The 22,216-nt window shown below is 34.7% G+C and carries 23 protein-coding genes; 5 read left to right on the forward strand and 18 right to left on the reverse strand.

Annotation, left to right across the window (positions count from 1 at the left end; translation table 11 throughout):
* Positions 1–44: 44 nt before the first annotated feature.
* The gene (locus FH036_RS23960) at positions 45–161 is read right to left on the reverse strand and encodes a DUF3948 family protein (RefSeq protein WP_001984868.1); all 117 of its coding nucleotides are present in this window, start codon (positions 159–161) and stop codon (positions 45–47) included.
* Between the two features lie 33 nt (positions 162–194).
* Entirely contained in the window at positions 195–302 is a 108-nt protein-coding gene (locus tag FH036_RS23965) for a DUF3948 family protein (RefSeq protein WP_000664237.1), read from the reverse strand.
* A 460-nt stretch (positions 303–762) separates the two neighbouring features.
* On the opposite strand from FH036_RS23965, the gene FH036_RS23970 reads away from it, so the two are divergent.
* Positions 763–1,635 (forward strand): Cof-type HAD-IIB family hydrolase, encoded by an 873-nt coding sequence (locus tag FH036_RS23970; protein WP_139896319.1) that lies wholly within the window; start codon positions 763–765, stop codon positions 1,633–1,635.
* A 37-nt stretch (positions 1,636–1,672) separates the two neighbouring features.
* Here the strand turns inward: FH036_RS23970 and FH036_RS23975 are convergent, their stop codons facing one another.
* The 6 genes from FH036_RS23975 to FH036_RS27585 form a co-directional block, all read right to left on the reverse strand.
* On the reverse strand, positions 1,673–2,638 hold the full coding sequence (locus FH036_RS23975; RefSeq protein ID WP_001294511.1) for an ABC transporter ATP-binding protein: 966 nt from the start codon (positions 2,636–2,638) through the stop codon (positions 1,673–1,675).
* Entirely contained in the window at positions 2,635–3,615 is a 981-nt protein-coding gene (locus FH036_RS23980; protein ID WP_000030798.1) for an ABC transporter ATP-binding protein, read from the reverse strand. Before FH036_RS23980 ends, FH036_RS23975 begins: the two co-directional genes overlap by 4 nt.
* Before the next feature lie 10 nt (positions 3,616–3,625).
* On the reverse strand, positions 3,626–4,549 hold the full coding sequence (gene opp4C, locus FH036_RS23985; protein ID WP_139896320.1) for an oligopeptide ABC transporter permease: 924 nt from the start codon (positions 4,547–4,549) through the stop codon (positions 3,626–3,628).
* Positions 4,550–4,561: 12 nt separating this feature from the next.
* Complete coding sequence (locus FH036_RS23990; RefSeq protein WP_139896321.1) at positions 4,562–5,518, reverse strand: ABC transporter permease; 957 nt, start codon at positions 5,516–5,518, stop codon at positions 4,562–4,564.
* 108 nt (positions 5,519–5,626) lie between these two features.
* Positions 5,627–7,354: an ABC transporter substrate-binding protein gene (locus FH036_RS23995; RefSeq protein WP_139896322.1), complete on the reverse strand. Its 1,728-nt coding sequence runs from the start codon at positions 7,352–7,354 to the stop codon at positions 5,627–5,629.
* Positions 7,355–7,601: 247 nt separating this feature from the next.
* Positions 7,602–7,721: a hypothetical protein gene (locus FH036_RS27585; protein ID WP_048553621.1), complete on the reverse strand. Its 120-nt coding sequence runs from the start codon at positions 7,719–7,721 to the stop codon at positions 7,602–7,604.
* Positions 7,722–7,820: 99 nt separating this feature from the next.
* On the opposite strand from FH036_RS27585, the gene FH036_RS24005 reads away from it, so the two are divergent.
* Entirely contained in the window at positions 7,821–8,018 is a 198-nt protein-coding gene (locus FH036_RS24005; RefSeq protein WP_000369247.1) for a hypothetical protein, read from the forward strand.
* 12 nt (positions 8,019–8,030) lie between these two features.
* Here FH036_RS24005 and FH036_RS24010 read toward each other — a convergent pair whose 3' ends face one another.
* From FH036_RS24010 to FH036_RS24040, 7 genes are all read right to left on the reverse strand, one after another.
* Complete coding sequence (locus tag FH036_RS24010) at positions 8,031–9,176, reverse strand: ABC transporter permease (RefSeq protein ID WP_000758387.1); 1,146 nt, start codon at positions 9,174–9,176, stop codon at positions 8,031–8,033.
* 12 nt (positions 9,177–9,188) lie between these two features.
* Positions 9,189–10,385: an ABC transporter permease gene (locus tag FH036_RS24015; protein ID WP_139896323.1), complete on the reverse strand. Its 1,197-nt coding sequence runs from the start codon at positions 10,383–10,385 to the stop codon at positions 9,189–9,191.
* Between the two features lie 15 nt (positions 10,386–10,400).
* Positions 10,401–11,333, reverse strand: a complete 933-nt coding sequence (locus FH036_RS24020) for an ABC transporter ATP-binding protein (RefSeq protein ID WP_044790876.1) — start codon at positions 11,331–11,333, stop codon at positions 10,401–10,403.
* 138 nt (positions 11,334–11,471) lie between these two features.
* A complete protein-coding gene (locus FH036_RS24025; RefSeq protein WP_002035574.1) occupies positions 11,472–12,116 on the reverse strand; it encodes a response regulator in 645 nt (214 codons plus the stop codon).
* Positions 12,117–12,130: 14 nt separating this feature from the next.
* Entirely contained in the window at positions 12,131–13,324 is a 1,194-nt protein-coding gene (locus tag FH036_RS24030; protein WP_139896324.1) for a sensor histidine kinase, read from the reverse strand.
* A gap of 150 nt (positions 13,325–13,474) precedes the next feature.
* A complete protein-coding gene (gene abc-f / locus FH036_RS24035; protein ID WP_000150899.1) occupies positions 13,475–15,355 on the reverse strand; it encodes a ribosomal protection-like ABC-F family protein in 1,881 nt (626 codons plus the stop codon).
* A 124-nt stretch (positions 15,356–15,479) separates the two neighbouring features.
* Positions 15,480–15,614 carry an RAxF-45 family protein gene (locus tag FH036_RS24040; RefSeq protein WP_000830642.1) on the reverse strand — a complete coding sequence of 45 codons (135 nt, stop codon included), beginning with the start codon at positions 15,612–15,614 and terminating at the stop codon, positions 15,480–15,482.
* 426 nt (positions 15,615–16,040) lie between these two features.
* Here FH036_RS24040 and FH036_RS24045 point away from each other — a divergent pair, with 426 nt between their 5' ends.
* Positions 16,041–16,163, forward strand: a complete 123-nt coding sequence (locus FH036_RS24045; protein ID WP_000709145.1) for a hypothetical protein — start codon at positions 16,041–16,043, stop codon at positions 16,161–16,163.
* Between the two features lie 134 nt (positions 16,164–16,297).
* Positions 16,298–17,086, forward strand: coding sequence for a DUF4931 domain-containing protein (locus FH036_RS24050; RefSeq protein ID WP_000381049.1), 789 nt, complete (start codon positions 16,298–16,300; stop codon positions 17,084–17,086).
* Positions 17,087–17,102: 16 nt separating this feature from the next.
* Here FH036_RS24050 and FH036_RS24055 read toward each other — a convergent pair whose 3' ends face one another.
* Entirely contained in the window at positions 17,103–17,636 is a 534-nt protein-coding gene (locus tag FH036_RS24055; RefSeq protein WP_000713259.1) for a transglycosylase SLT domain-containing protein, read from the reverse strand.
* A gap of 250 nt (positions 17,637–17,886) precedes the next feature.
* On the opposite strand from FH036_RS24055, the gene FH036_RS24060 reads away from it, so the two are divergent.
* Entirely contained in the window at positions 17,887–19,536 is a 1,650-nt protein-coding gene (locus FH036_RS24060; protein WP_000710540.1) for a DUF2334 domain-containing protein, read from the forward strand.
* A gap of 35 nt (positions 19,537–19,571) precedes the next feature.
* On the opposite strand, the gene FH036_RS24065 is transcribed toward FH036_RS24060, so the two are convergent.
* On the reverse strand, positions 19,572–21,077 hold the full coding sequence (locus tag FH036_RS24065) for a DL-endopeptidase inhibitor IseA family protein (protein ID WP_070805091.1): 1,506 nt from the start codon (positions 21,075–21,077) through the stop codon (positions 19,572–19,574).
* Positions 21,078–21,289: 212 nt separating this feature from the next.
* Positions 21,290–22,087 carry a TatD family hydrolase gene (locus FH036_RS24070; RefSeq protein ID WP_139896326.1) on the reverse strand — a complete coding sequence of 266 codons (798 nt, stop codon included), beginning with the start codon at positions 22,085–22,087 and terminating at the stop codon, positions 21,290–21,292.
* Between the last annotated feature and the right edge of the window lie 129 nt (positions 22,088–22,216).

Below are 22,216 nucleotides of genomic sequence, written 5' to 3' on the forward strand. Positions count from 1 at the left end.
ATGTTTTTCATTCTCCCTTCTCTTCTTTTGTTACAAAACTTTTATTATACTAATACGCTTGATAGAAATACGATTAATGCTGTTAATACTACTGCTCCACTTGCTGATCCTACGAAATCACCTTTTGTTACTTGTAATACTTGCTCCTTCATGTTTTTCATTCTCCCTTCTCTTCTTTTGTTACAAAACTTTTATTATACTAATACGCTTGATAGAAATACGATTAACGCCGTTAACACTACTGCTCCACTTGCTGATCCTACGAAGTCACCTTTTGTTACTTGTAATACTTGCTCTTTCATATTATGTATCCTCCTTTTAATAAGTTATCTATATGTAATTTCTAAGAAATGTTTATTTCATAGTTTTTATGTTGACGTTACATTAAATTTAATAACGTAACGTTTGTAACATTAATGTAACATAACTATTGTTACGTTGCAATATAATTACGTAAATTTTATTACACTTTTTTTACGTTTTTTTTACGTTTTTTTATAAACACCCTTAAAAACCTTGTTTTAATGCATTTTCTACTAAGTTTATGTTTGTAATGTTATTGTAACATTACAGTCATATAACGAAATATCGCCATACTCACCTCTACTTTTGTTACAAATTAAGATAAATCCTTCATTAATAAAGTGGAATCTATCAAATTCTTACTGATAGTTCATACGAGATAAAATACAATCTTTCCAAGATAAGTTTATATGTTTCCTCCATATAACTATGTATAATAAAAACAAAGAGGTGGTCATTTTGAAATTAATCGCATTAGATATGGATGGAACACTACTATCATCTAGTCTTGAAATCTCCAAAGAGAACTTACAAGCTATCCAAACTGCAAAAGAGGCTGGTCATATAGTCATGATTTGTTCTGGTCGTGCAAAAGAGGATGCTTTGAAATTATTGGAAGAATATAAACTATCTCTTCCAGTTGGAGCGAGCAATGGGGCAATTGTTTATGTGGATGGAAAAGTAATTAACTCGCGTTGTTTACAAAATGATAAAGTATACAAGCTTGCAAAATTACTAGAATCTGAAGGTTTTCCTTATAAGCTATATACGAATAAAGGAGTTTATTCTCCATATACATGGCAAGATCAAGTCATGCAAGCGTTCGAAGAGAACAAGCATGCACTAGATGTTACGCTTGAGGAACTTGAAAGAATTACAGAAAAACAAAAGAAATCAAACTTAATTACTGATTTCCAAAAAATCGAAGATGTTGTAAATAATCCAGAATTAGAAATATCTAAATTCTTTATTTTGACATTTAACGTAGGGCATCGCGCACAGCTATTAAGTATGTTACAAGAAGATACTGATATTATGGTTACAGCATCTGCTCCTACTAATTTAGAAATTATGGACAAGAATGGACATAAAGGAAATGGACTGAAACAAATGGCAGCCCATTTTAATATATCAATTGAAGATACAGTTGCTATCGGTGACAATTTTAACGATGTACCCATGTTAGAAGTAGCTGGTTTATCAGTTGCAATGGGAAACGCTGAAGAAGATGTAAAAAAACTATGTGATGTTGTAACATTAACAAACAATGAACATGGTGTTGCTCATGCAATCGAGCAATTTGTATTGAAACAAACTTCATCTAGTAAATAAAAAAAGGACTCTTTCTATTTGAAAGAGTCTTTTTCTTTTATACATGATGACAAGCAACAAAATGCTCCTCACCAACATTACGAAATTCAGGTACCGTTTGTTTACAAATATCTGTTGCAAACGGGCAACGTGTATGAAAACGACACCCCGAAGGTGGATTTGCCGGGCTCGGAATGTCACCCTCTAGTATGATTCTCTCTCGCTTCACTGTTGGATCTGGTATTGGCACAGCCGATAACAATGCTTTTGTATACGGATGAAGCGGATTTATAAATAACTCATCACGTGGCGCTGTTTCCACAATCGTTCCTAAATACATAATTCCAATCTTCGTACATAAATGCTCTACTACGCTTAAATCATGTGAAATGAATAAATAAGATAGTCCTTTTTTCTCCTGTAACTCACTAAATAAATTAATGATTTGTGCTTGAATAGATACATCTAGTGCTGCCACAGGTTCGTCAGCCACAATAAATTCTGGATTTAATACCATAGCTCTTGCGATAACGATACGTTGACGTTGTCCACCAGAAAACTCATGAGGGTACCGGTCAATATGATATGGAGCTAAGCCACATAACTCTAATACTTCTGTCACCTTCTCACGAACATTTTCTTTCGTCGCTAATCCATGAGCTAACATCGGCTCACCAAGCGCTTCCCCAATTCTCATTCTCGGATTTAATGAGCTAAATGGATCTTGGAAAACAAGTTGCATATTAGGACGATGTTTTCTCAATTCTTCCTTAGATAAAGAGTGAACATCTTGCCCTTTAAACTTCACTTCCCCTTCCGTTTTTTGAACGAGACGTAAAATTGTTTTTCCTATCGTCGTTTTTCCGCTTCCCGATTCACCAACGAGGCCGAATACTTCACCTTTATTAATAGTAAAACTTACTCCATCAACTGCTTTTACATGTCCAACCGTTCTACTAAATATGCCGCCTTTAATTGGAAAATATGTTTTTAAGTTCTTTACTTCTAATAATGGTTCACTCATTGTTCCGCACGCTCCTCATATAACCAGCAAGCAACTTTATGATTCTCATCATGTAGATTCAAACTTGGCACTTCTTCTTTACATATTTCCATACAATGCTCGCAACGACCACTAAAGTAGCAAAACTCATCCAAACCAACTAAATTAGGAACTTGCCCTGGAATAGAATATAGTTTATCTATTCGTTTACCCATCACTGGTTTTGATTTCAACAAACCTTTCGTATACGGGTGCTTCGGATTTTGGAATATTTCTAGTACTGGTGCTTCTTCAATAACTTTCCCGCCATACATAACGACAACGTAATCCGCCATTTCTGCTACGACACCTAAGTCATGTGTAATTAATAAAATCGATGTTTTAAATTCTTCTTTCACTTGTCTTAATAGATCCAATATTTGAGCCTGAATCGTAACATCAAGAGCCGTTGTCGGTTCATCCGCAATTAATAACTTCGGATTACAACTAAGTGCAACAGCAATCATAATACGTTGTAACATACCACCACTTAGTTCGTGTGGATAAGAATGGACGATTTCATCCGCACGAGCTATACCGACTTTACGAATTAACTCAATCGCCTTCTTATATGCTTCATTTTTACTAAGCAGTTCATGCTCCCTTAACGTCTCTACAATTTGTTCCCCTACAGTAAAGACTGGATTTAGCGATGTCATCGGTTCTTGGAAAATCATCGCAATATCATTCCCTCGTAAACTACGAAGCTCTTTCTCTTTCATTCCTAAAAGACTTTTTCCTTCATATAAAATATCTCCACCTACTACACTGCCTGATTCAGCAATAAGTCCCATAATAGATAAAGCCGTTACACTTTTCCCGCAACCAGATTCACCTACAACACAAACAGTTTCACCTTCTCGAACTGTAAAACTAACATGATTCACAGCTTTTACTGTTCCTTCTTCTGTCTGAAAGTGTGTTTGTAAGTCTTTCAACTCTACTACCGCTTTACTCATATTCCCTCACCTACCGTCTCATCTTTGGATCTAACGCATCACGAAGTGCATCACCAAGTAAATTAATGGATACAACTGTTATAAAGATTGCAAAACCAGGCGGAATCCATAACCACGGACGCTTTTGAAAATCAATTAATGAGTTCGCTGCGCTAATCATATTCCCCCATGAAGGTGTAGGTGGGACAACGCCGAGACCTAAGTAGCTTAGTGCGGACTCACTTAAAATAGATCCAGCCACACCCAAAGTTGCTACAACAATAAGCAACGGAAAGACGTTAGGAATTAGATGATGAATAATTTTTCGGGAATCCTTTAATCCTAATACATCTGCCGCTTGCATAAAGGCTTGCTCCCGCAATGTTAAAATTTGTCCCCTTACAAGACGGGCAAGTCCTGGCCACCCTACTAAACTTAAAATAATCATTACAACATATAAACGATATTCCGATGGTAATTTCCATTCTGATAAAATCGCTCCCATTATAATAAGTAGCGGTAATCCCGGAATGGACATTAACACATCTGCAACACGCATAATTAAATGATCCACAACCCCTCGATAAAAACCAGCAATTGCTCCTAATAAAGCTCCTAATATAACGGATAGTAGCATCGACGCTAAACCAATTGTTAATGAAATACGCCCTGCTTGCATAAGTCTAGTTAAAATATCCCTTCCCAACTGGTCTGTTCCAAGCCAATGTGACAGGCTGGGCGGTTTATTAATTTGTGTTACTTGTACTTTCCCATCAGCATACGGTGAAAAGATTGGACCGATAAAACTAAATAAAAACATAAATATTAAAACGTATAAGCCACACAGTGCCATCTTGTTTTTCTTGATTTTTTTATACGCTTGGTGCCATGGTGATGATTCATTTCGCTTTTTTTGTTCTTTCTTTTTCTCTATTATTGGTGTAATAGTCTCCATATCTTTCCCCCCTTACTTCAATCTAATTCTTGGATCAACAAACGCATATACAATGTCAGCTAAGAAATTAGCCATAATTGTTAAACAAGAAAGAAACATTGTAAAGGCCATTAATACCGTATAATCACGGAAGTTTAATGCTTCTAATTGAATACTCCCAATCCCTGGCCAATTAAAAATCTGTTCAATAATAATAGCTCCTGAAAATAAACCTGGTAATTCAAAAGCGAGTAATGTAATTGCTGGCAAAATGGCATTTTTCAATGCATGTTTATAAATAACAGTTCTTTCTTTTAGACCTTTTGCACGAGCGGTACGAATATAATCTTGTCTAATAACATCCAACATGCCGGTTCTAAAATATCGTGTTAACGATCCTACACCAAGAAGTGTTAAAATAAATACAGGTAGAATCATATGACGTAATACTTCTAATATGTATGCTATCCCTGTTGAATTACTCCCAATATCAATCATGCCACCAATAGGTAATAACTTTAAATCAACTGCTAATAATTTAATTAAAAATAGTCCAATAAAGAATGATGGAAATGACATTGCTGCAAAGACACCGATTGTTACCAATCTATCAAACCAAGAGTGCTGCTTTGTTGCAGAAATAACCCCAATAATAAGAGCAACAATCCAAGTGAAAAATAAAGCTGCAACAGCAACAATAAATGTATTCCAAATAAATTTATTAAGTAATGAAGTTACCGGTTCTTGGTACTGCAAAGAAAATCCAAAATCACCATGCAAGGCATTCACTAACCAATGAAAATACCTTTCAATAATTGGTTTGTTTAAGCCGTATAATTCCCTTAATTCTTGGGCCCTCTCTGGTGTTAACTTTGGATTTGAATCAATATAATCTCCCGGCAAAAGTGCAAATAAGAAAAAAATAATAATAGATGTACCAAACAATGTAGGGATCATTTGAAGGAACCTACGAATGATATATGTTTTCACCTTTTGTCTCCCCAATCCTATTTACTTAAAAATAGAAGAACATTTTTTCAAAACAGCTACCATTCCATTGCTGTGTGAAAAAACGTCTTCTATTATTTAGGTCAACCCTTATTGTTCAATAGATAACACTGGTAAGTTAGAACTAATGCTATCGTATTTTTCTGGATCAATTCCTTTTATACGTGCATTATGAGCATAAAGTAGTTTACGATAGTTTAATAAAATAACTGGCGGATCATCATTTAACTCTTTATACAGTTCTTTATAAATTGCTTTACGTTTTTCAATATCTGTCGTCCCTATACCTTTTACGATCAAGTCATCTACTTTCGGATTACTATAACCCGTATCACTTTTTGGATTAGTCGATAAGTAATCACTTACAACTTCACTTGGATCACTAATCCCTGGTGTTGAAACTGCTGCTAAATCGTAGTCACCTTTTCCTACTTTTGAAAGCATTGTATTAAAGTCCATCAACTCTGGATTTAATTCCACACCAATTTCTTTGTAACTTTCTTTTGCAATTGGAATAAAGATATCATTTGTTTTACCTGTATTTGATGCGTAGTATGTTAATTTTAATTTTTGACCATCTTTTTCACGAACCCCGTCAGAACCTACTTTCCAACCAGCCTCATCCAATAATTTTTTAGCCTTTTCTACGTCGTGCGGATATTTATTAATACCTTCTTCTGTATATGCCCATGAAACTGGAGCAATTGGTACGTTAGCAACAGATCCATATCCTTGTAAAGCTGTATCCACATACTTCTTACGGTCTAATCCATAAGTAAGTGCTTGGCGGACCTTTTTATCTTTCAAATACGACTTCTTATTATTTACATAGATATAAGCAATATCACTTGATGATTCAAGATTAATATTTGCAAACTCTAATCCTTTTAATTGGTCTATATTTTCAGGGTTCGCTCTAAATCCACTATAGTCCAATTCACCTGTTTGGAATAATTGGAATCCAGTATCACCTGATGTGATTTTATAAATAAAGTTTTTAATTTTGGGTTTACCTGCATAATAATGTTCGTTAGCAACAAAGCGTACTTCTTGACCTGGAACATATTTTTCAAATTTATATGGACCCGCTGCAATTGGTTGCCCATATAATGCTTTTAAATAGTCCAAACTTGTATTTTGTTTATAATCTTTTCCATAATAAGCTTTTGATAGCACTGGGCCACCTAAATTCGTTAGCGCCTGTGAATTAACTTTTTCAGTTGTAATTTTAATTGTCTGTGGATCAACAACTTGAATCCCTTCAATAGAAGTTGCTTTTCCTTCTTTATATTCTTTCCCGCCTTTAACAGCATACTGAGCAATGTCCATTCCACCTTCATACGCTTTATCATGAAGTAGTGTTAATGTAAATGCTACATCATCCGCTGTTAAAGGCGACCCATCACTAAATTTTAAATTTTTACGTAAGTGGAATGTATATGTTAACTGGTCAGCAGAAATATCCCATTTTTCCGCCAGATCCGGAACAGGTTTACTTTGTTTGTCTGTTGTTACTAGTGACGCAAAAATTACAGACGTTACATTCCCATCCCAACCATTCTCTTGGAAATATGGAAGGAAAACTCCCCCTGGCTTAGAAATGGCCGTAATAAAAGTATCCTTTCGCTGATTTGCTTTCTCTGGACTTTTCTTTTTATCTGTAGCTGGAATTGATTCAATCTTAGCGTCTTTTAAGTCTTGTTTTTTTACCGGTTCTGTAGAAGCCGTATCTTCCTGTCCCCCACAAGCAGATAACACAAGCGAACTACTCAGTAATACCGAAAATACACCAGCCCATTTTTTTGTCTTTTTCTTCATTGTCCCCACCCTAACTTTTCTTTTTTTAATAATTAAACCTTATGAACTGCTTGCCTTATGTATGCCTCCCACAGCAACATTTTATAGCCAATCGGAAAAGTCGGTTTTAATCGTAAAAAAATGGATGTTTTTGAGGGGTAACAATCCTATTCCGACCTTTCCGGTAGACTTTATGGTTATTAGCTTATATCTTCCGTTATATTTTGTCAATTCTTTCTAAATAAATATTTTGAGAATTTTTTAAAAATTATCGTTCTATCTTTAATTTAGGTAAACTTAACAAGATACCGTTATAGTTATCTTCTTGTAATCCTTGAATGCGTGCATGATGTGCAGACACAACTTTACTATTAAACATGTCAACCATTCCCTTTTATTTCGTATTAAAAAATTAAAAATTCACTTCTATTCGTTCCGTATGAAACATAGAATACTAATAACCAATTACCAAAAAGGGGGCGAAAACATGGACAACCTATTCCAATACGTCCTGCACTACGTATTATTAACAATTATGATAGTCGGGGCGCTATTACTATTCCCATTCTTCCCAAAGTTCGTCCTCTTTTTAGCTTTTTTTATTATACTCGGGATCGCTATTATCATTTCAACAAAGGAAGATACGACACAAAAAGAAAACAGAGTTCAGCGTGTAAAGCTGTAACTCTGTTTTTTTTCAGTCGTAACGTATTCTTGTTAAACTAATTATGAAAAAGACTCCTGCAAATAAAATGAGTATACCAATATATCCTCCTATATCTGCCAATGTACCTCCCCTTACAATTAACTCAGTAAAGCCACGCATCGCCCAAGTTTGCGGAACAAAATTTGCTGCCGTCTGCATCCATGCTGGTTCAATTTCAATCGGCCAATAAAGACCGCCAATCATGCATGTTGAAATCACAACGATATTACCTAATGCAGACTGTTGTTCTGTTGTTTTCACGATACTTGCTAATAATAAGGCTAGACCAATGACAGCTAATAATAACACGGAAACGAGTATAATAACCCCTAATAAATTTCCCCACTGCACATTAAATAAGGAATGCGTTAATATCATTAGAACACCAAATTGAATCCACCCTATTAAAAAGAATGAAAGGATATATCCCGTTAGTATTTGAACTTTTGAAACTGGTGCTTCTAATAAACGAGACCAAACACCAAGTTGTCTAGCTTTCAAAATAGTCCCCGTCGCACTTAACATAACAATCATAACGAATAGAATTGAAAAGCCTGCCGCTCGCCCTGTAACGTTATTTAACTTTTGATCATCATGTGAAATTGACTCTTTTTGAATCGAAGCAGGTTCTACTTTTGTATAAATTTCTTTATACATAGGTTCCCACGAAGCGTTACTTTTCTTCTCAAAATCTCTCGCTGCACTAACTTCTATCTCCATTTTTTTTAATGCACTTGCCAATACTTGCTCTACAGAAGTTCCACCAGTAAAATCAGCACTAGCTTGAAACTGAATATTTTCTACCCTTCCATCTAACATATTCTTTTGAAAGTCTTTCGGAATAAGAACCATGCCGGATGATTTTTTGTTTTCAATCTTCTGTTTGCCTTCCTTATACGTTACCTTCTCTATAGAAATTAAGTCACTTTTCTTTATGTCCTCGTAATACTTGTTAGATAATACAGAACCATCTTCATCTACTAAGCTAACATTTACTTTCTTATTCCCACTTCCACCTAAAAGTCCGCCGAAAATGAGTGTAAAAATAATAGGCATTCCAAACATAAGTATATAACTTTGTGGTTTTATTAAAATTTGTTTTAACTCTAGCCAACAAAGTGCCCAAACCTTCTTCATCATTTCTCCCTCCTATCTCGTACGTAAACGTAATGTCCCTATCATAACGGAGACAATTCCTGCACCACATAAACTAAAAATAACAGGGAGTAACACATCCCAAGATGTTCCCGACATAATATTTAAAAAGCTTGTAAGTGCCCATTTATTCGGAGCAACATTCGCAATGGTTTGAAGTGTATCAGGGAATACGTAAATTGGTAACATCGATCCTCCTAATATAGCGAGTATTTGAATACCGATTCCTCCCATTACATCTGCCGTTTTTTCCTCACGAATAAAAGCGGCAATTAACATAGATAAACCCGAAACACAAATTGCATAAGACATTCCCACCGCTACTATTTGAGATAAGTCTCCGCCCCATTCCACATGAAACATAAAGTGTGTAGCAACTATAAATATCCCAAATTGTATACAAGCAAATAATAATGTACCTAAAAACTTCCCGAATAAAATTGAAAATGAACTCGTCGGTGTACTGAACAAACGCGCCAACGTCTCAGTTCGTTGCTCTGTTACAACTGACTTTGCACCTACTGTTATGTTATATAGTAAAAACATGACTAACATCGCTGCGGCATAATATTGCATCGCTACAACTGTTTTTTTACCTATCGTTCCTTTTTCAATGTTATCTGCACCCGAAGTTGCTACTGTTTGTAAATCTCCACTTACTTCTTTTGCAACTTGTTCCACATTACTATGCTGAGAATTTGCTAATTCCGTCACAACACTTTTAGTAGATACCGCAACTGTTTGAACACGCTCTGAAAAAGAGCGGACCATTGATTCAGCGATTTTCGCTTGTATATCTTTTGATGGGTCTATAAACACCTTTGGTTCTTTTAATTTTCCATCTTGTACTTGTTCGCTCCATTTATTCGGGATGACGATTCCCACATCGATTTTCTTTTCCTTTAACATATCTTCAAGCTCTTCCTGAGAATTAACTATCTTTACTTTCACATCATCTTTTAATTCTTTAGATTGTAATACGTCTTTTTGAAAGACATCTGCAAACTCATCATTTCCTACTTGATAATAGCCAATCACTGTTTTGGGTAGTCCACTATTATCAAATATATTACTTAACGCTGAACCTAAAATCGCTGTTAATAAAAGCGGCATAATTAACATCATCATAAATCCGCGCCGATCAATTAAACGTATTTTTAAATCTTTCCATGCAATAATAAAACTTTTCATCTCGCACTAACCTCCTTAATCACGAAGTGAACGTCCTGTTAATTGTAAAAAGAGTGCCTCTAAATTCGGTTCTTGCACTTCAAGCTTTAAAATTTGAGCGTTGTTCTCCACAACTACTGACACAACTGTACCAATGGACTCGCCACCATTTAGCCCAATATCAATCGTACTATTATCTTCATCAAAAATAATTCGTTCAACAACAGAGAGTGCTTTCAACTTTTGTAGCAGTTCCGTACTATAACGATTTAATTGCAATCTCACTATAAACCCATCCGCCAGACGATTACATAGTTCCCTTTTCGTTCCTAATGCAATTACCTTTCCATGATCAACAATTGCAATTCTTTCACATAAATACTCTACTTCTTCCATGTAATGACTCGTATAAATAACTGTCATCCCTTTTTCATTTAACTTTTTAACAGTCTCTAAAATATGGTTTCTCGATTGCGGATCAATCCCAACTGTCGGTTCATCCATAATTAACAACTCTGGCTCATGCATAAGTGCTGCACCAATATTAATACGCCTTTTCATTCCACCTGAAAATGTTTCAATTTTATCTTTTTCACGGTCCTGTAAACCGACGTAAGCTAATACTTCCTCCGCTCGCTCTTTTGCAATTTTTCCATTTAAACCATACATTTTCCCCCAAAAAACCAAATTTTCCTTCGCTGAAAGTGTTGGATAGAGCGCAATGTCTTGTGGAACAATACCAATTTTCTTTTTCGCCTCTAATGGATATTCTTTTACTGATTTCCCACCAACTTTTATATCACCACTGTCGTATGAAATTAACCCGCAAATCATTGATATCGTCGTTGATTTTCCCGCACCATTTGGACCAAGCAATCCAAATGTTTCCCCTTTCTTCACCTCAAAAGAAACATTCTTTATGATTTCCTTCTTACCAAATGATTTCGTAATATGATCTATGACTAACATACTGATTCAGCCCCTTTGCATTCATCTACACTTTCATTGTAGAAAAATTCCTTCTTCTCTCCATCATCCTTGAGATAGAAATACAAAATAAAAAAGCAGCAAATTCTGCTGCTTTTTCACACTTATATATGCCAAAAGTCATGTGTACATCGTGATGCCATACCTTACTGCGTATATGGCTGCTTGCGTTCGATCTCTCAGTTCTAACTTACTAATTAAATTAGAAACATGATTCTTAACAGTTCCCTCTGTAATAAATAACTTTTCCGCAATCTCTTTATTATTTAACCCAAGTCCAATTTCCCTTAAAACATCTACTTCTCGCTCAGTTAATTGCGCTAATTGTTCTGGTGTGGTGCACTCTACTGCTACTTTTGTCTTTTTTAATTCTTTTATGATTTGCGCTGTTATATCCTGAGGAAGCACAGCCCCTCCACTATGCACCGTTAAAATTGCTTGAGCGATTGCATCTGTCTCCATGTCCTTCAATAAATAACCACTTGCTCCTTGCTCCAATGCTTCAAAGATAAGCTCACTATCACTAAAAGTCGTCAACATAAGTACCTTTATATGAGGGAACTGTTCTCTAACTAAACGTGTTCCTTCAACACCATTCATACGTGGCATCCGAATATCCATCAAAATAATTTCAGGATGTAACTCTTTCACCTTTTGTATCACTTCGTCTCCATCTGTAGCAGTTCCCACTACTTCAAGTTCCTGACGTAAATTTAATAACATCGCTAAACCATCACGAATGAGTGATTGATCATCAACAATCATAATCCGAATCCGAATCATACAGTTCCCCCTATTAACCACGTTTTCTCCTGAAGTGGAAATTCAATCTGTAACCGAAAGCCTTTTTCTATCTCACTCTCAAATTGAATAGTTCCACCATGTTCCTCTACTCGTTCTCTCATATTAAGTAAACCAAAACCTGGGCTTACCTCGTTAACTCCCACGCCATTATCCAAAATACATAGTTTAACTTTTTTCGCCGAACAAGTTAAACTCACTTCACATAAAGTCGCCTTGCCGTGCCGCTTTGCATTTGTTAAAGACTCTTGCATAACCCGGAGCAGTGTAGGCTGTAGTGACAGCGGAATCACAACCGGATCTCCTTGTAATTGAAACGATACTTGTACTTTCGTCGCCTTAGAATATCCATGTAACATTTCACGCATATTCTCTATTATGTTCCCTAGTTTACCTTCTTCTTTTAAGGCATGTACAGACGCTCTCACCTCTTGAAGTGATTTCCTGGCTAGCCTATGACATGTATGTAAAACCTCTTCCGTAGCGTCCGACTTTTGTTTCCACAAAGCCTCTGCCAGTTGTAATTGGACAAGTAAAGCTGTCATATTATGACCGACAGTATCATGAATTTCTCGGGCAATATCATTTCGCTCTCGAACGGCTGTCAATTCTTCTACCTCTTTGGCATATAGACGTAATTGTTCATGCGCTTCTTTTAGAGCTGTATGAGACAATGTCAATTCCTCATATTGCTCATCTACCATTTTCCGAGCAGCTGTAAGTTTTTTTATTAAACTTCCAGCTAAAGCACTAAAAACGATGAACATAAAATTAATGGCATTACTCTCCAATTCTAAACTACCTGTATGTTGATACGCATGTAATATATTTATAAACCAACAAAGAAAGAAAAAAGTAATAAAAAAGTACATCATACTTCTACGAAATTCATGAATAAATAGCCCTACTGCATCAATTCCAAATATAATTAAATATAAACATGTCTCGGGAAATAAAAAACCTAATAAAGCTGTGACTATCCCATTTGCTAATAGTGTATAAAAAACAAGTTTTTTACCTCCATTCACTTTTACTAGCAAAATATGATTCACAATATAAATAAAAAGTGCTGTACCCACAAAATATTGCAAATGTGCTGTTTCACGTGAAACATGGTTTGCATAAACAAAACAAATCATGACGATTGTAACAATTCGCGCGTATCCTAACATAAAATTCTCCTCACATTTTAATAACCTAAAGTGCATCTCTTCATTATAATAACAAGAAAATTATACCAATTACTTCTCTTTCCTTACACAAAAAAAAGCAAGCCCCCCTCAAAACATGAGAAAACAACTTGCTCTTTCATTCTAATCTCTTTACTCCATGATATTCTCTAAAGCATTATATAACTCCGCTCGTAACAACTCTTTCTTCGTTTTTTCTTCATACAATTGTTCAAGCATTTCAACATCAACTACTTGTTCCATCTTACACTCAAGCGTATATATATCTTCTTCAACATGCATTAACTCGGTTTCAATTTCCTCAATATTCCTAACTTCTTTCTTTTTTACAGGGACTGTTTCCATACTTTTTCTTCCTTGGCGTTGCTGCTTTATCACTTGCGTCTCGAGCTTTTCCTCCCACTTTTGACGCGCCCATGCATAGTTCCCTGCAAACTCAAATAATTTACGCTCATCAATCCAATACGTCTTTTCAAATAACTTATTTAAAAAATAACGATCATGTGAAACAGCTAAAATCGTTCCATTATATTGTTCAAGAGCTTCCTCTAAAACTTCTCTTGATTCAATGTCGAGATGATTTGTCGGCTCATCTAAAATTAAAAAATTGATATCTTGATACATAAGTTGTGCAAGTCTTAACCTCATTTTTTCTCCACCGCTCAGTTGCGTTACTTTCTTAAACACCGCTGGACCATAAAATAAAAACTTAGCTAATATATGTCTCGCTTCTCCCTCTGTTACAGCTACACATTCCCTGAAAGCCTCCAATACGTTACTCTTCATATTTCCGTACGCATGCTGGGATAAATAACCGATTTTCACACTACTTCCAATTCGAATTTCTCCAGCGTCTGGTTCTATTTCTTCTAATAATAACTTTAATAGCGTTGTCTTTCCTGTACCATTACGACCAACGATAGCTGCACGCTCTTGAAAACGAACATGTAAGTTTGCTTCGTTAAATAAAAGATGTTCCGCAAACCCTTTACTCACTTCTTTCATTACAACAACATCTTTTCCACTTCTCTCTTGCCCTTCAAACTGAAGTCCCATTTGTTTTCGTTCTAAAATAGGTTTCTTTAGTTTTTCCATACGTTCCAGTGCACGTTCCATACTTCTCGCTCTCTTATGCAATCCTTCATTCGGAGGATTCGCCTGATTTGCCCATTCACGTAGTCGCTTAATTGCTTCTTTCATTTTCTTTATTTTCTTTTGCTGTTCTTGATAAGCCTGAAACTCCTGAAGCAACCTTTCTTCCTTCTCTTCAACAAACCGAGAATAGTTTGTATGATACACGTGAATCTCTCCATCTTCTAAATCAAAGATCTTCGTTACAACTTCATCAAGGAAATAGCGATCATGTGAAATCACCATAACTGTTCCGTTGTATTCTTTTAAAAATTGCTCTAACCATTCGACTGCAAATAAATCTAAATGATTGGTTGGTTCATCTAATAAAAGTAAATCTGGTTTCTGCAACAACATGTATGCAAGGCTTACTTTTGTTTGTTCCCCACCACTTATCTCCACAAATGATCGTGGGAATAGTTCTGTCACCTGTAAACCATTTGCTACCTTCATAATGTTCGCTTCGATTTCATAACCACCAAGAAACGCAAACTTTTCTTGGATGATTCCGTATCTTTCCATTAATTTTTGTAAAACAGAAGATTCCTGTTCTTCCGCCATATCTTTTTCTAAAGTACGCATTTCTCTTTCTAATTCCTTTTCTATTTTAAAAGCGGAACTCAATACTTCATATACAGTCATACTCTCATCAAATTTCGGAATTTGTGCCACATGACCAATACGTGTACCTTTCTTCATATGAATGGCCCCTGCATCCAAACTTTCCATTCCAGTTAAAAGCTGAAAGATTGTTGTCTTCCCGCTACCGTTACGACCAACTAATCCAACACGTTCACCATTCTTTATTTCAAGCGATATATTTTCAAATATGATGTTTCCACCAAAAGATTTCGTTACATTATTTACACTACAAATTGTCATTTTCCGTACTCCTTTCAATATAAAAAACCATGGGAAAGAAACATTCCCCATGGTTTTCGGCATAGAAAAAGGAAGCTAAATAGCTCCCTTTTCACACGTTTATTAAAAATGGGTGAAGAGATCTCTATCGTTCTATAGCTACTATGCAATTGTTAAAAAAGGACAGACGTATCCCGTTAACAACTACATCATGAAAAATCGCACGACAAAAATAGATAAAATCTAAAAATTTGGCACGTGCAGCTAAAGAACGTTTCATCTCATTCACCTCTTTCGTACGGAATTTAATACTTACTTCTTTATTATACTTTCCCATTTCATGTTTGAATAGTCATTTTTCTGAAAATAATGAAGATAGACTAAACATTTCAATAAGTGACATCAAATCTTACAAAACTGTTATGTTCACGTAATGGAAAGCGATAGTACGAAAAGATGCCTCCCTATACAATAAAGATGTAAACAAGAGAGACAACAAAAGGAGGAAACAATCATGATGAAAGAAATCGTAAAAGCAATCTTTGAGGTATTAGTGAACGGACAAGCAGTTGTAAAAGAACTAAATGAACTATAAAAAGGAGTGAAAGAATATGATGAACATGGTAAAAATGATTTTACACGCTCTAGTTGATGCAAAAGCAGTTAGCCAAGAATTAAACCAACAATAAAAAAGGGGTAAACGAATATGAAGAAAGCCATTATTGTCATCGCAAGTACAGCAATTGCCTTATACACAATAAAAAATAGAAAAAAGAAGCATAATAAAAACGATTTATATTATCCATACACATTATTAAAGAAAAAATAAAAGACAAGGTACCCTATCTTAATGAGGATATCTTGTCTTTTATTTTTTATATTCCCTTTAAAGGATTTTCTTCTCCTTTTCCCGAATGTATTAAGCGGGATTTTTACACATATTTTAAAGGGGCATATATACAAATGGATACACAACAACTATACTTTTTAAACGATATTGGCAAACAAAAACCAGAAAGCATCCGGAATAGAAGCGCTGCATGTCCTTTTTGTGACAGAGAAAATTTAACGGATATTTTAGCAACTGAAGGCTCAATTATTTGGCTAAAAAACAAATTTCCTACATTAAAAGATACATTTCAAACGGTGCTAATCGAAACAGATAATTGTGAAGATCATATTGCGACATATACAGAAGAACATATGCGATCGTTAATCCGTTTCTCCATTAAACATTGGTTAGATTTACAGAAGAATGAAGAATTCACATCTGTAATTTTATACAAAAATCATGGTCCATTCTCAGGTGGAAGTTTGCATCATGCACACATGCAGATTATTGGAATGAAATATGTAAACTACCTCGATAACGTAGAACACGACAACTTTCAAGGCGTAATTGTTCAAAAGAACGAACACATTGAACTCAACATTTCAGATCGTCCTATTATCGGTTTTACTGAATTTAATATCATTATTGAAGATATTGGATGCATAGATGAACTAGCAACTTATATTCAGCAAACTGTACGTTACATACTGACAGATTTCCATAAAGGATGTAGTAGTTATAACTTATTCTTCTATTACTTAAACGGAAAAATCATTTGTAAAGTTGTTCCTAGGTTTGTCGTTTCACCATTGTATGTAGGATATAAAATACCGCAAGTTTCCACCAAACTAGAAAACGTGAAAATACAACTAGCAGCATATTTCACAAAACAAAACGACGCGATTATCCACAAAAAATAGAGTAGGTATCAAAAACCTACTCTTTAATTACACCTTTATTTCGATAGTACACATCTTCTAATCCGATGTTATACTTCATATTATTATCCGTCCACTCTGGCCCTAAATTCCCTGGCCACCCAGATGTATTTGCTATATATTTTAGTAATGCAAAATCCGTCAAACCTTTTTGCACCCCGCGCTTATATCCTTTCATTAAATGCGGCATTGCAATTTGCGCGTTTGTACGTGGATCTTTTAGCTCATCATCCGTTAAATGATCCGGCGCAAGTCCACCACCGCGATGCAATTGAAACAATCCGAATGAAGTTCCGTTATCTCCAACACTTCTTGGATTTAAACGGCTTTCATGTTCGGCAATTGTAAGAGGTATCCATTCTGGAAGATTGACTTTCTTTGCTTCCTCTATAATAATTTGTTTCATCTGTTTTGCTTCTTCTGAGTCAACATAGCTTGTCTCATTTACTAATTTGCCCATTCCTTCAGACTTTCCTTGGAAATATAAGTACACCCCAAGAACAACTAAAAATCCTACAAAGAATTTCTTCACTACCTCTACCTCTTTCTCCGCTGAAATTTGTCCCCTTTCAGCCTTCTTCCCTTTACAATTACCCACATTCTATCATTCTCTTACTCTTTTATCATAGCAAATAACTATACATATTATCATCATGCTTTAGACCGATTTTGTGAAAAAACAGCTGGTAAATACGTGCAAAAATGTAACTTTCATAGACTACAACGTATTTCTTGTATATAATTGTAAATTGAACTCTACATATAGAATAGGAGCAGACCAAATGAAAAAGTGCATAATACTCTTGTTCAGTATTTTACTTCTTATCCCTATCCACATCTCTGCACAAACATCATCAAAACCAAAAGTACTTGTTTTATATAGTACAAAAGAAGATAAAATTACAAATAATATTCAAATTCTTAACACTCAATTAGGACATTTTACAAACGATATAACTACGAAAAGTTTAAACAAAGCTCATGAAATTACTAATTCATCTTCTTATACACATATTGTCTATATCGGTGAACAAAAAGAAGAGTTTCCTACTGAAGCAAAACAACTTATAGAAAATTTCTCAGGCCCAGTATTAGTTTTAGGGCAAAATGTTGAACAATTATCTAATCGTTTTTCATTCATTACCCTAAAGGATAATGATATACGAACTAATAAAATCGAATATCCAAGTAATAAATTAAAAAACACTCTAGAAGAAGAACGTTTGATTCAATCTTTTGATACAAACGGAACTGTTCTTGCTAACGCTTTAAGCTCAAATAACAAGAACCCACTAATCGTTCAACATGAAACATCTTACTACGTTGCAACACCAAATCTCTTTGACTGGATCTCTCATTACGTCGGTGAAATGCTATTTTCTTACTTTGGACAAAAACCAACGACAAATAAAGTAGAAGCTTATTTACGTCTTGAAGACGTTCATCCAGCCGCAGATATAAATCAATTAAAAGAAATTGCTGAATTACTAAAAGAGAAAAAGATGCCATACATGATCACTGTTATACCTGTATATACGGATCCGGAAACAGGTAAAACACTACATTTAAAAGATAAACCAGAACTAGTCGATCTTTTACGCTCTATGCAAGATGATGGTGCAGCAATTATTATGCATGGTTATACCCACCAATTTTATGATAGTGAAACTGGTGAAGGTTTTGAATTTTGGGACGTAAAAACAGACCAGCCAATTCGTCAACCAAAGCATGAAAAACCAAAAACAAAAGATGATTTCCCTACTATAGATGCCTATAATGCATACGTAAAAAAAGGGGAAGAATTTGAAGAAAAATATACAACTGATCATATTGAAAAAGGCATTCAAGAACTTGTAGATGCCAAATTATATCCTGTCGCATTTGAAGCACCTCATTACACGATGTCTCAAAAAGGATATGAAATATTATCAAGGTACTTTTCAACTTATGTAGGACAACTACAGCTAAGTGATACAACTTGGAAATCCATGCACTCACCATTTTATACAAGTACCCCATCCTTTTTACATGGCATGAAACTAATGCCTGAAACAGTTGGATTTATTGAAGAAGATAAGCCACATGCTATCGCTAAAATGAAAGAACGTGCTGTATCTGTTGCAAAACTATCTGACGGCATTATCGGTGCATTCTATCATCCTTACTTAGGTGTGAAACCATTAAAAGAAGTACTAAAGGATCTAGAAAGTATTCCAAATATAGAATGGATTGATTTACAAAAAGAAACAAATGAAGTGAAAATGAAGGATATTCATATTACTACTAATAAAGATGGCATTCACGTTGAAAAACCAACAAGCGCAAGCGACGTAATGGATTATGTAAAACAATATGGATTCTTCCTTATACTTGGTTTCTTCATCATTGTCTTTCTATTGTTATTAAGACGTGCAAAAAAATTAGAATCCTAATACAAAACCACCAAGCAAAATTCTTGGTGGTTTTTTTAACTTAAACCAAAACGCGGCATATTATTAATAACCCATTGATTATGTTCATAAATAAATTCAACTTCCACTTTTTCCGTTACATTATCATAGTCATTATACGTTTCTACCTGCGCTTTTATTTTTCCATCCTTTAACTCGGCAGAAATAATTTTTGTAAATTTAGTTGCTGCTTTTGACCCTGGATCTCCAATAGCATAGTGCATTTTTCCATTTAACTCTTTCACATACTTACTCTTCATATACTCTGCTATAAATGATTTTGAGAAATACGTAGATAGCGTAGTCTCTAAATTATCCTTCGTATTATAAATAGGGTTCACTAATTCCCCGTATGAAAAATCCCCTACTCGTTTTGGGTTTCCTGTTAGTGCAGCCATTTGAACATTAGTCAGTTCCTTCTGTGCATTCCATACTTTCTGTAACATAACGTTATCTGCTAGCTTCTTATCTTTTACTTCATTTGATTTCTTTGTATCCAAATTCATGATAGTTCCATTATCCGTATAGAGGTACATATCTCCTGCTACAAAATATAAATAAGATTTAGTTGGTTCAACCGCTTTATTATAAATTACTTTTTCCTTTCCTCCATTCATTCTCTTCTTATATACTCCATCCTTTTTTATATAATAAAAAGTGTCCCCTTTCACATTCATCTGCAAGGCATCCTTTACCAATAACTTTTCATTATTTTGTTGAACGTCTATTTCATATATGCCATGCTCAGCTTCATTTGTTTCAAAAGGTAACGAAAAGTCGACAACAGCATATAATTTTTCATTATCATATGTAGCACTAGATATTGTTGCATAATTTTCTTTTGACCAAGTTTTATTATCTTTTGTAACTTGTGTTCCACGATTTTTATTCCAATGTAGAATACTATCATCTATCGTTTGAGACCAACCAGAATTTTTAAATGCTGCTTCTTCTTCCTGTCCCGTTTTCAAATCCATCTTTACAATCCCTACAATATCAAAACCACCATGCTCAGAATATTTTTTCGGATAAAATAAAGTTTGATCTTTTATATAAACATAATTTATATCCGCTTTTAACGTGTCTAGCTTTTTGTTAGATATATCATACTTCATTAAAGAAGATAATCCCGCATTCTTATCTTCATCCGTATGAATAAAATATAAAACCTTGTTTTTTATATTTATGTAAGAAGCATTTACACCTTCCACTACACGTTCCGAAGTCTGAAATTGATCTTTCGTACGATAAATGCCTCCTGTATTTTTATTACCATTTACTGCATAGTAAACCCATCCATCACTCTCTGCCATCTTCCCTTTATTAGAACTGTTTCCAACCGTATTGCCATTTTTCTCATTTTCTTTCATCTGTTTTTCAACTACTGGATCAATTTGTTCTTCTTTATTTTCTTGTGTTACGTTTGAATTGATAGTCTTTTTTTCTGCTTCACATCCAAACGCTGCAAGTGAAAGTGTACCGATCATCATTGTAATAGCTATTTTTTTATATGCTCTCCCCATTTTCTTCCCAACTTCCTTCATCAAATTAAACACATCATAAATTATAGAAAATATTAGAAAAAATATCCATAATAAAAAGGATAAGAGTAACGCTCCTATCCTTTCAAATAAAGTGAAACTTTAATTAGTGGGGTTTTGTCCATCCCCCACTGGTTATTAGTTGAACCAATCGGGCTTTACGGGCAGTTGATCTCCCACCTAATTCCTCCGCATTAGTCAAATTTTGAGGTGGAAGCCTTACTGCCCGTTAATGCGGGGTAAAATTGAATCGTATTTTCATATATCGTTTTCATAACCTTATCAACAGACATGTTTTTTATAACACTAATTTCCTTTAATACCTCTCGAATCATTCTCGGATGCGTCATAACATCGTCTTGAAATTCCCACGGTCCATCCGTTTCTACCATCATATATTCAAGAGGATAATACGAAACAATTTTTCTAATCTTCTCCTTATGTAAAACATCTGGTGTAATAGAAATATAATAACCGTTCCTCATCATACGTTTCATTGTTGTTTCACTTCCTTTAAACCAATGAAAATGTGCACGTGGAACTTTATATTTCTCCAATAAATCACATACAATATCAGCATCTTCATACACTGCATGCAATATAATTGGTAAATCATATTTACTAGCTAGTTCAACAAACCGTTGTAACACTGATATATACGAATTGATAGCAATGCGCTCATCTTCTTTTCTTAAATAATACGGTAAGCCAACTTCACCAATCGCAACTATATCATCTACATGCTCTTCAATTAATTTATAAATTTGCTCACATTCTTCTTTATGAATCGGTTGCTCCGGATGAAAACCTATTGCTGGATGTACAAAAGGATATAGTTTTGCTAAAGATAAAGTTTCTTTACATGATTGATAATTCATAGATACTGCAATAAGCCCCTTTATCTCTTTACTATGCTCCACATCTTTAAGTAATTTACTTTTCTCTTCATCCTTATATTGGTCAACATGTATATGACTATCAATCCACTTCACCTTTATTCCCCCATAAAAAAAACAAGAAAGGATCTCCCTTCTTGTTTTGTCATCTATATTATTTAACAATTAAGTTTGTTATGATATCAAATAACCCAATACATACTACGGCAACAGTAAAGTAGCTAC

Source organism: Bacillus sp. CD3-5, from assembly GCF_006349665.1.
In the GTDB taxonomy this organism is placed as follows: Bacteria; Bacillota; Bacilli; order Bacillales; family Bacillaceae_G; genus Bacillus_A; species Bacillus_A paranthracis.

Coding starts and splice junctions, on each gene's coding strand:
- FH036_RS23960 (WP_001984868.1), bottom strand. CDS start 161: ATGAAAAACATGAAGGAGCAAGTATTACAAGTAACAAAAGGTGATTTC.
- FH036_RS23965 (WP_000664237.1), bottom strand. CDS start 302: ATGAAAGAGCAAGTATTACAAGTAACAAAAGGTGACTTCGTAGGATCA.
- FH036_RS23975 (WP_001294511.1), bottom strand. CDS start 2,638: ATGAGTGAACCATTATTAGAAGTAAAGAACTTAAAAACATATTTTCCA.
- FH036_RS23980 (WP_000030798.1), bottom strand. CDS start 3,615: ATGAGTAAAGCGGTAGTAGAGTTGAAAGACTTACAAACACACTTTCAG.
- opp4C (WP_139896320.1), bottom strand. CDS start 4,549: ATGGAGACTATTACACCAATAATAGAGAAAAAGAAAGAACAAAAAAAG.
- FH036_RS23995 (WP_139896322.1), bottom strand. CDS start 7,354: ATGAAGAAAAAGACAAAAAAATGGGCTGGTGTATTTTCGGTATTACTG.
- FH036_RS27585 (WP_048553621.1), bottom strand. CDS start 7,721: ATGGTTGACATGTTTAATAGTAAAGTTGTGTCTGCACATCATGCACGC.
- FH036_RS24005 (WP_000369247.1), top strand. CDS start 7,821: ATGGACAACCTATTCCAATACGTCCTGCACTACGTATTATTAACAATT.
- FH036_RS24010 (WP_000758387.1), bottom strand. CDS start 9,176: ATGAAGAAGGTTTGGGCACTTTGTTGGCTAGAGTTAAAACAAATTTTA.
- FH036_RS24015 (WP_139896323.1), bottom strand. CDS start 10,385: ATGAAAAGTTTTATTATTGCATGGAAAGATTTAAAAATACGTTTAATT.
- FH036_RS24020 (WP_044790876.1), bottom strand. CDS start 11,333: ATGTTAGTCATAGATCATATTACGAAATCATTTGGTAAGAAGGAAATC.
- FH036_RS24025 (WP_002035574.1), bottom strand. CDS start 12,116: ATGATTGTTGATGATCAATCACTCATTCGTGATGGTTTAGCGATGTTA.
- FH036_RS24030 (WP_139896324.1), bottom strand. CDS start 13,324: ATGTTAGGATACGCGCGAATTGTTACAATCGTCATGATTTGTTTTGTT.
- abc-f (WP_000150899.1), bottom strand. CDS start 15,355: ATGACAATTTGTAGTGTAAATAATGTAACGAAATCTTTTGGTGGAAAC.
- FH036_RS24040 (WP_000830642.1), bottom strand. CDS start 15,614: ATGAAACGTTCTTTAGCTGCACGTGCCAAATTTTTAGATTTTATCTAT.
- FH036_RS24045 (WP_000709145.1), top strand. CDS start 16,041: ATGAAGAAAGCCATTATTGTCATCGCAAGTACAGCAATTGCCTTATAC.
- FH036_RS24050 (WP_000381049.1), top strand. CDS start 16,298: ATGGATACACAACAACTATACTTTTTAAACGATATTGGCAAACAAAAA.
- FH036_RS24060 (WP_000710540.1), top strand. CDS start 17,887: ATGAAAAAGTGCATAATACTCTTGTTCAGTATTTTACTTCTTATCCCT.
- FH036_RS24065 (WP_070805091.1), bottom strand. CDS start 21,077: ATGGGGAGAGCATATAAAAAAATAGCTATTACAATGATGATCGGTACA.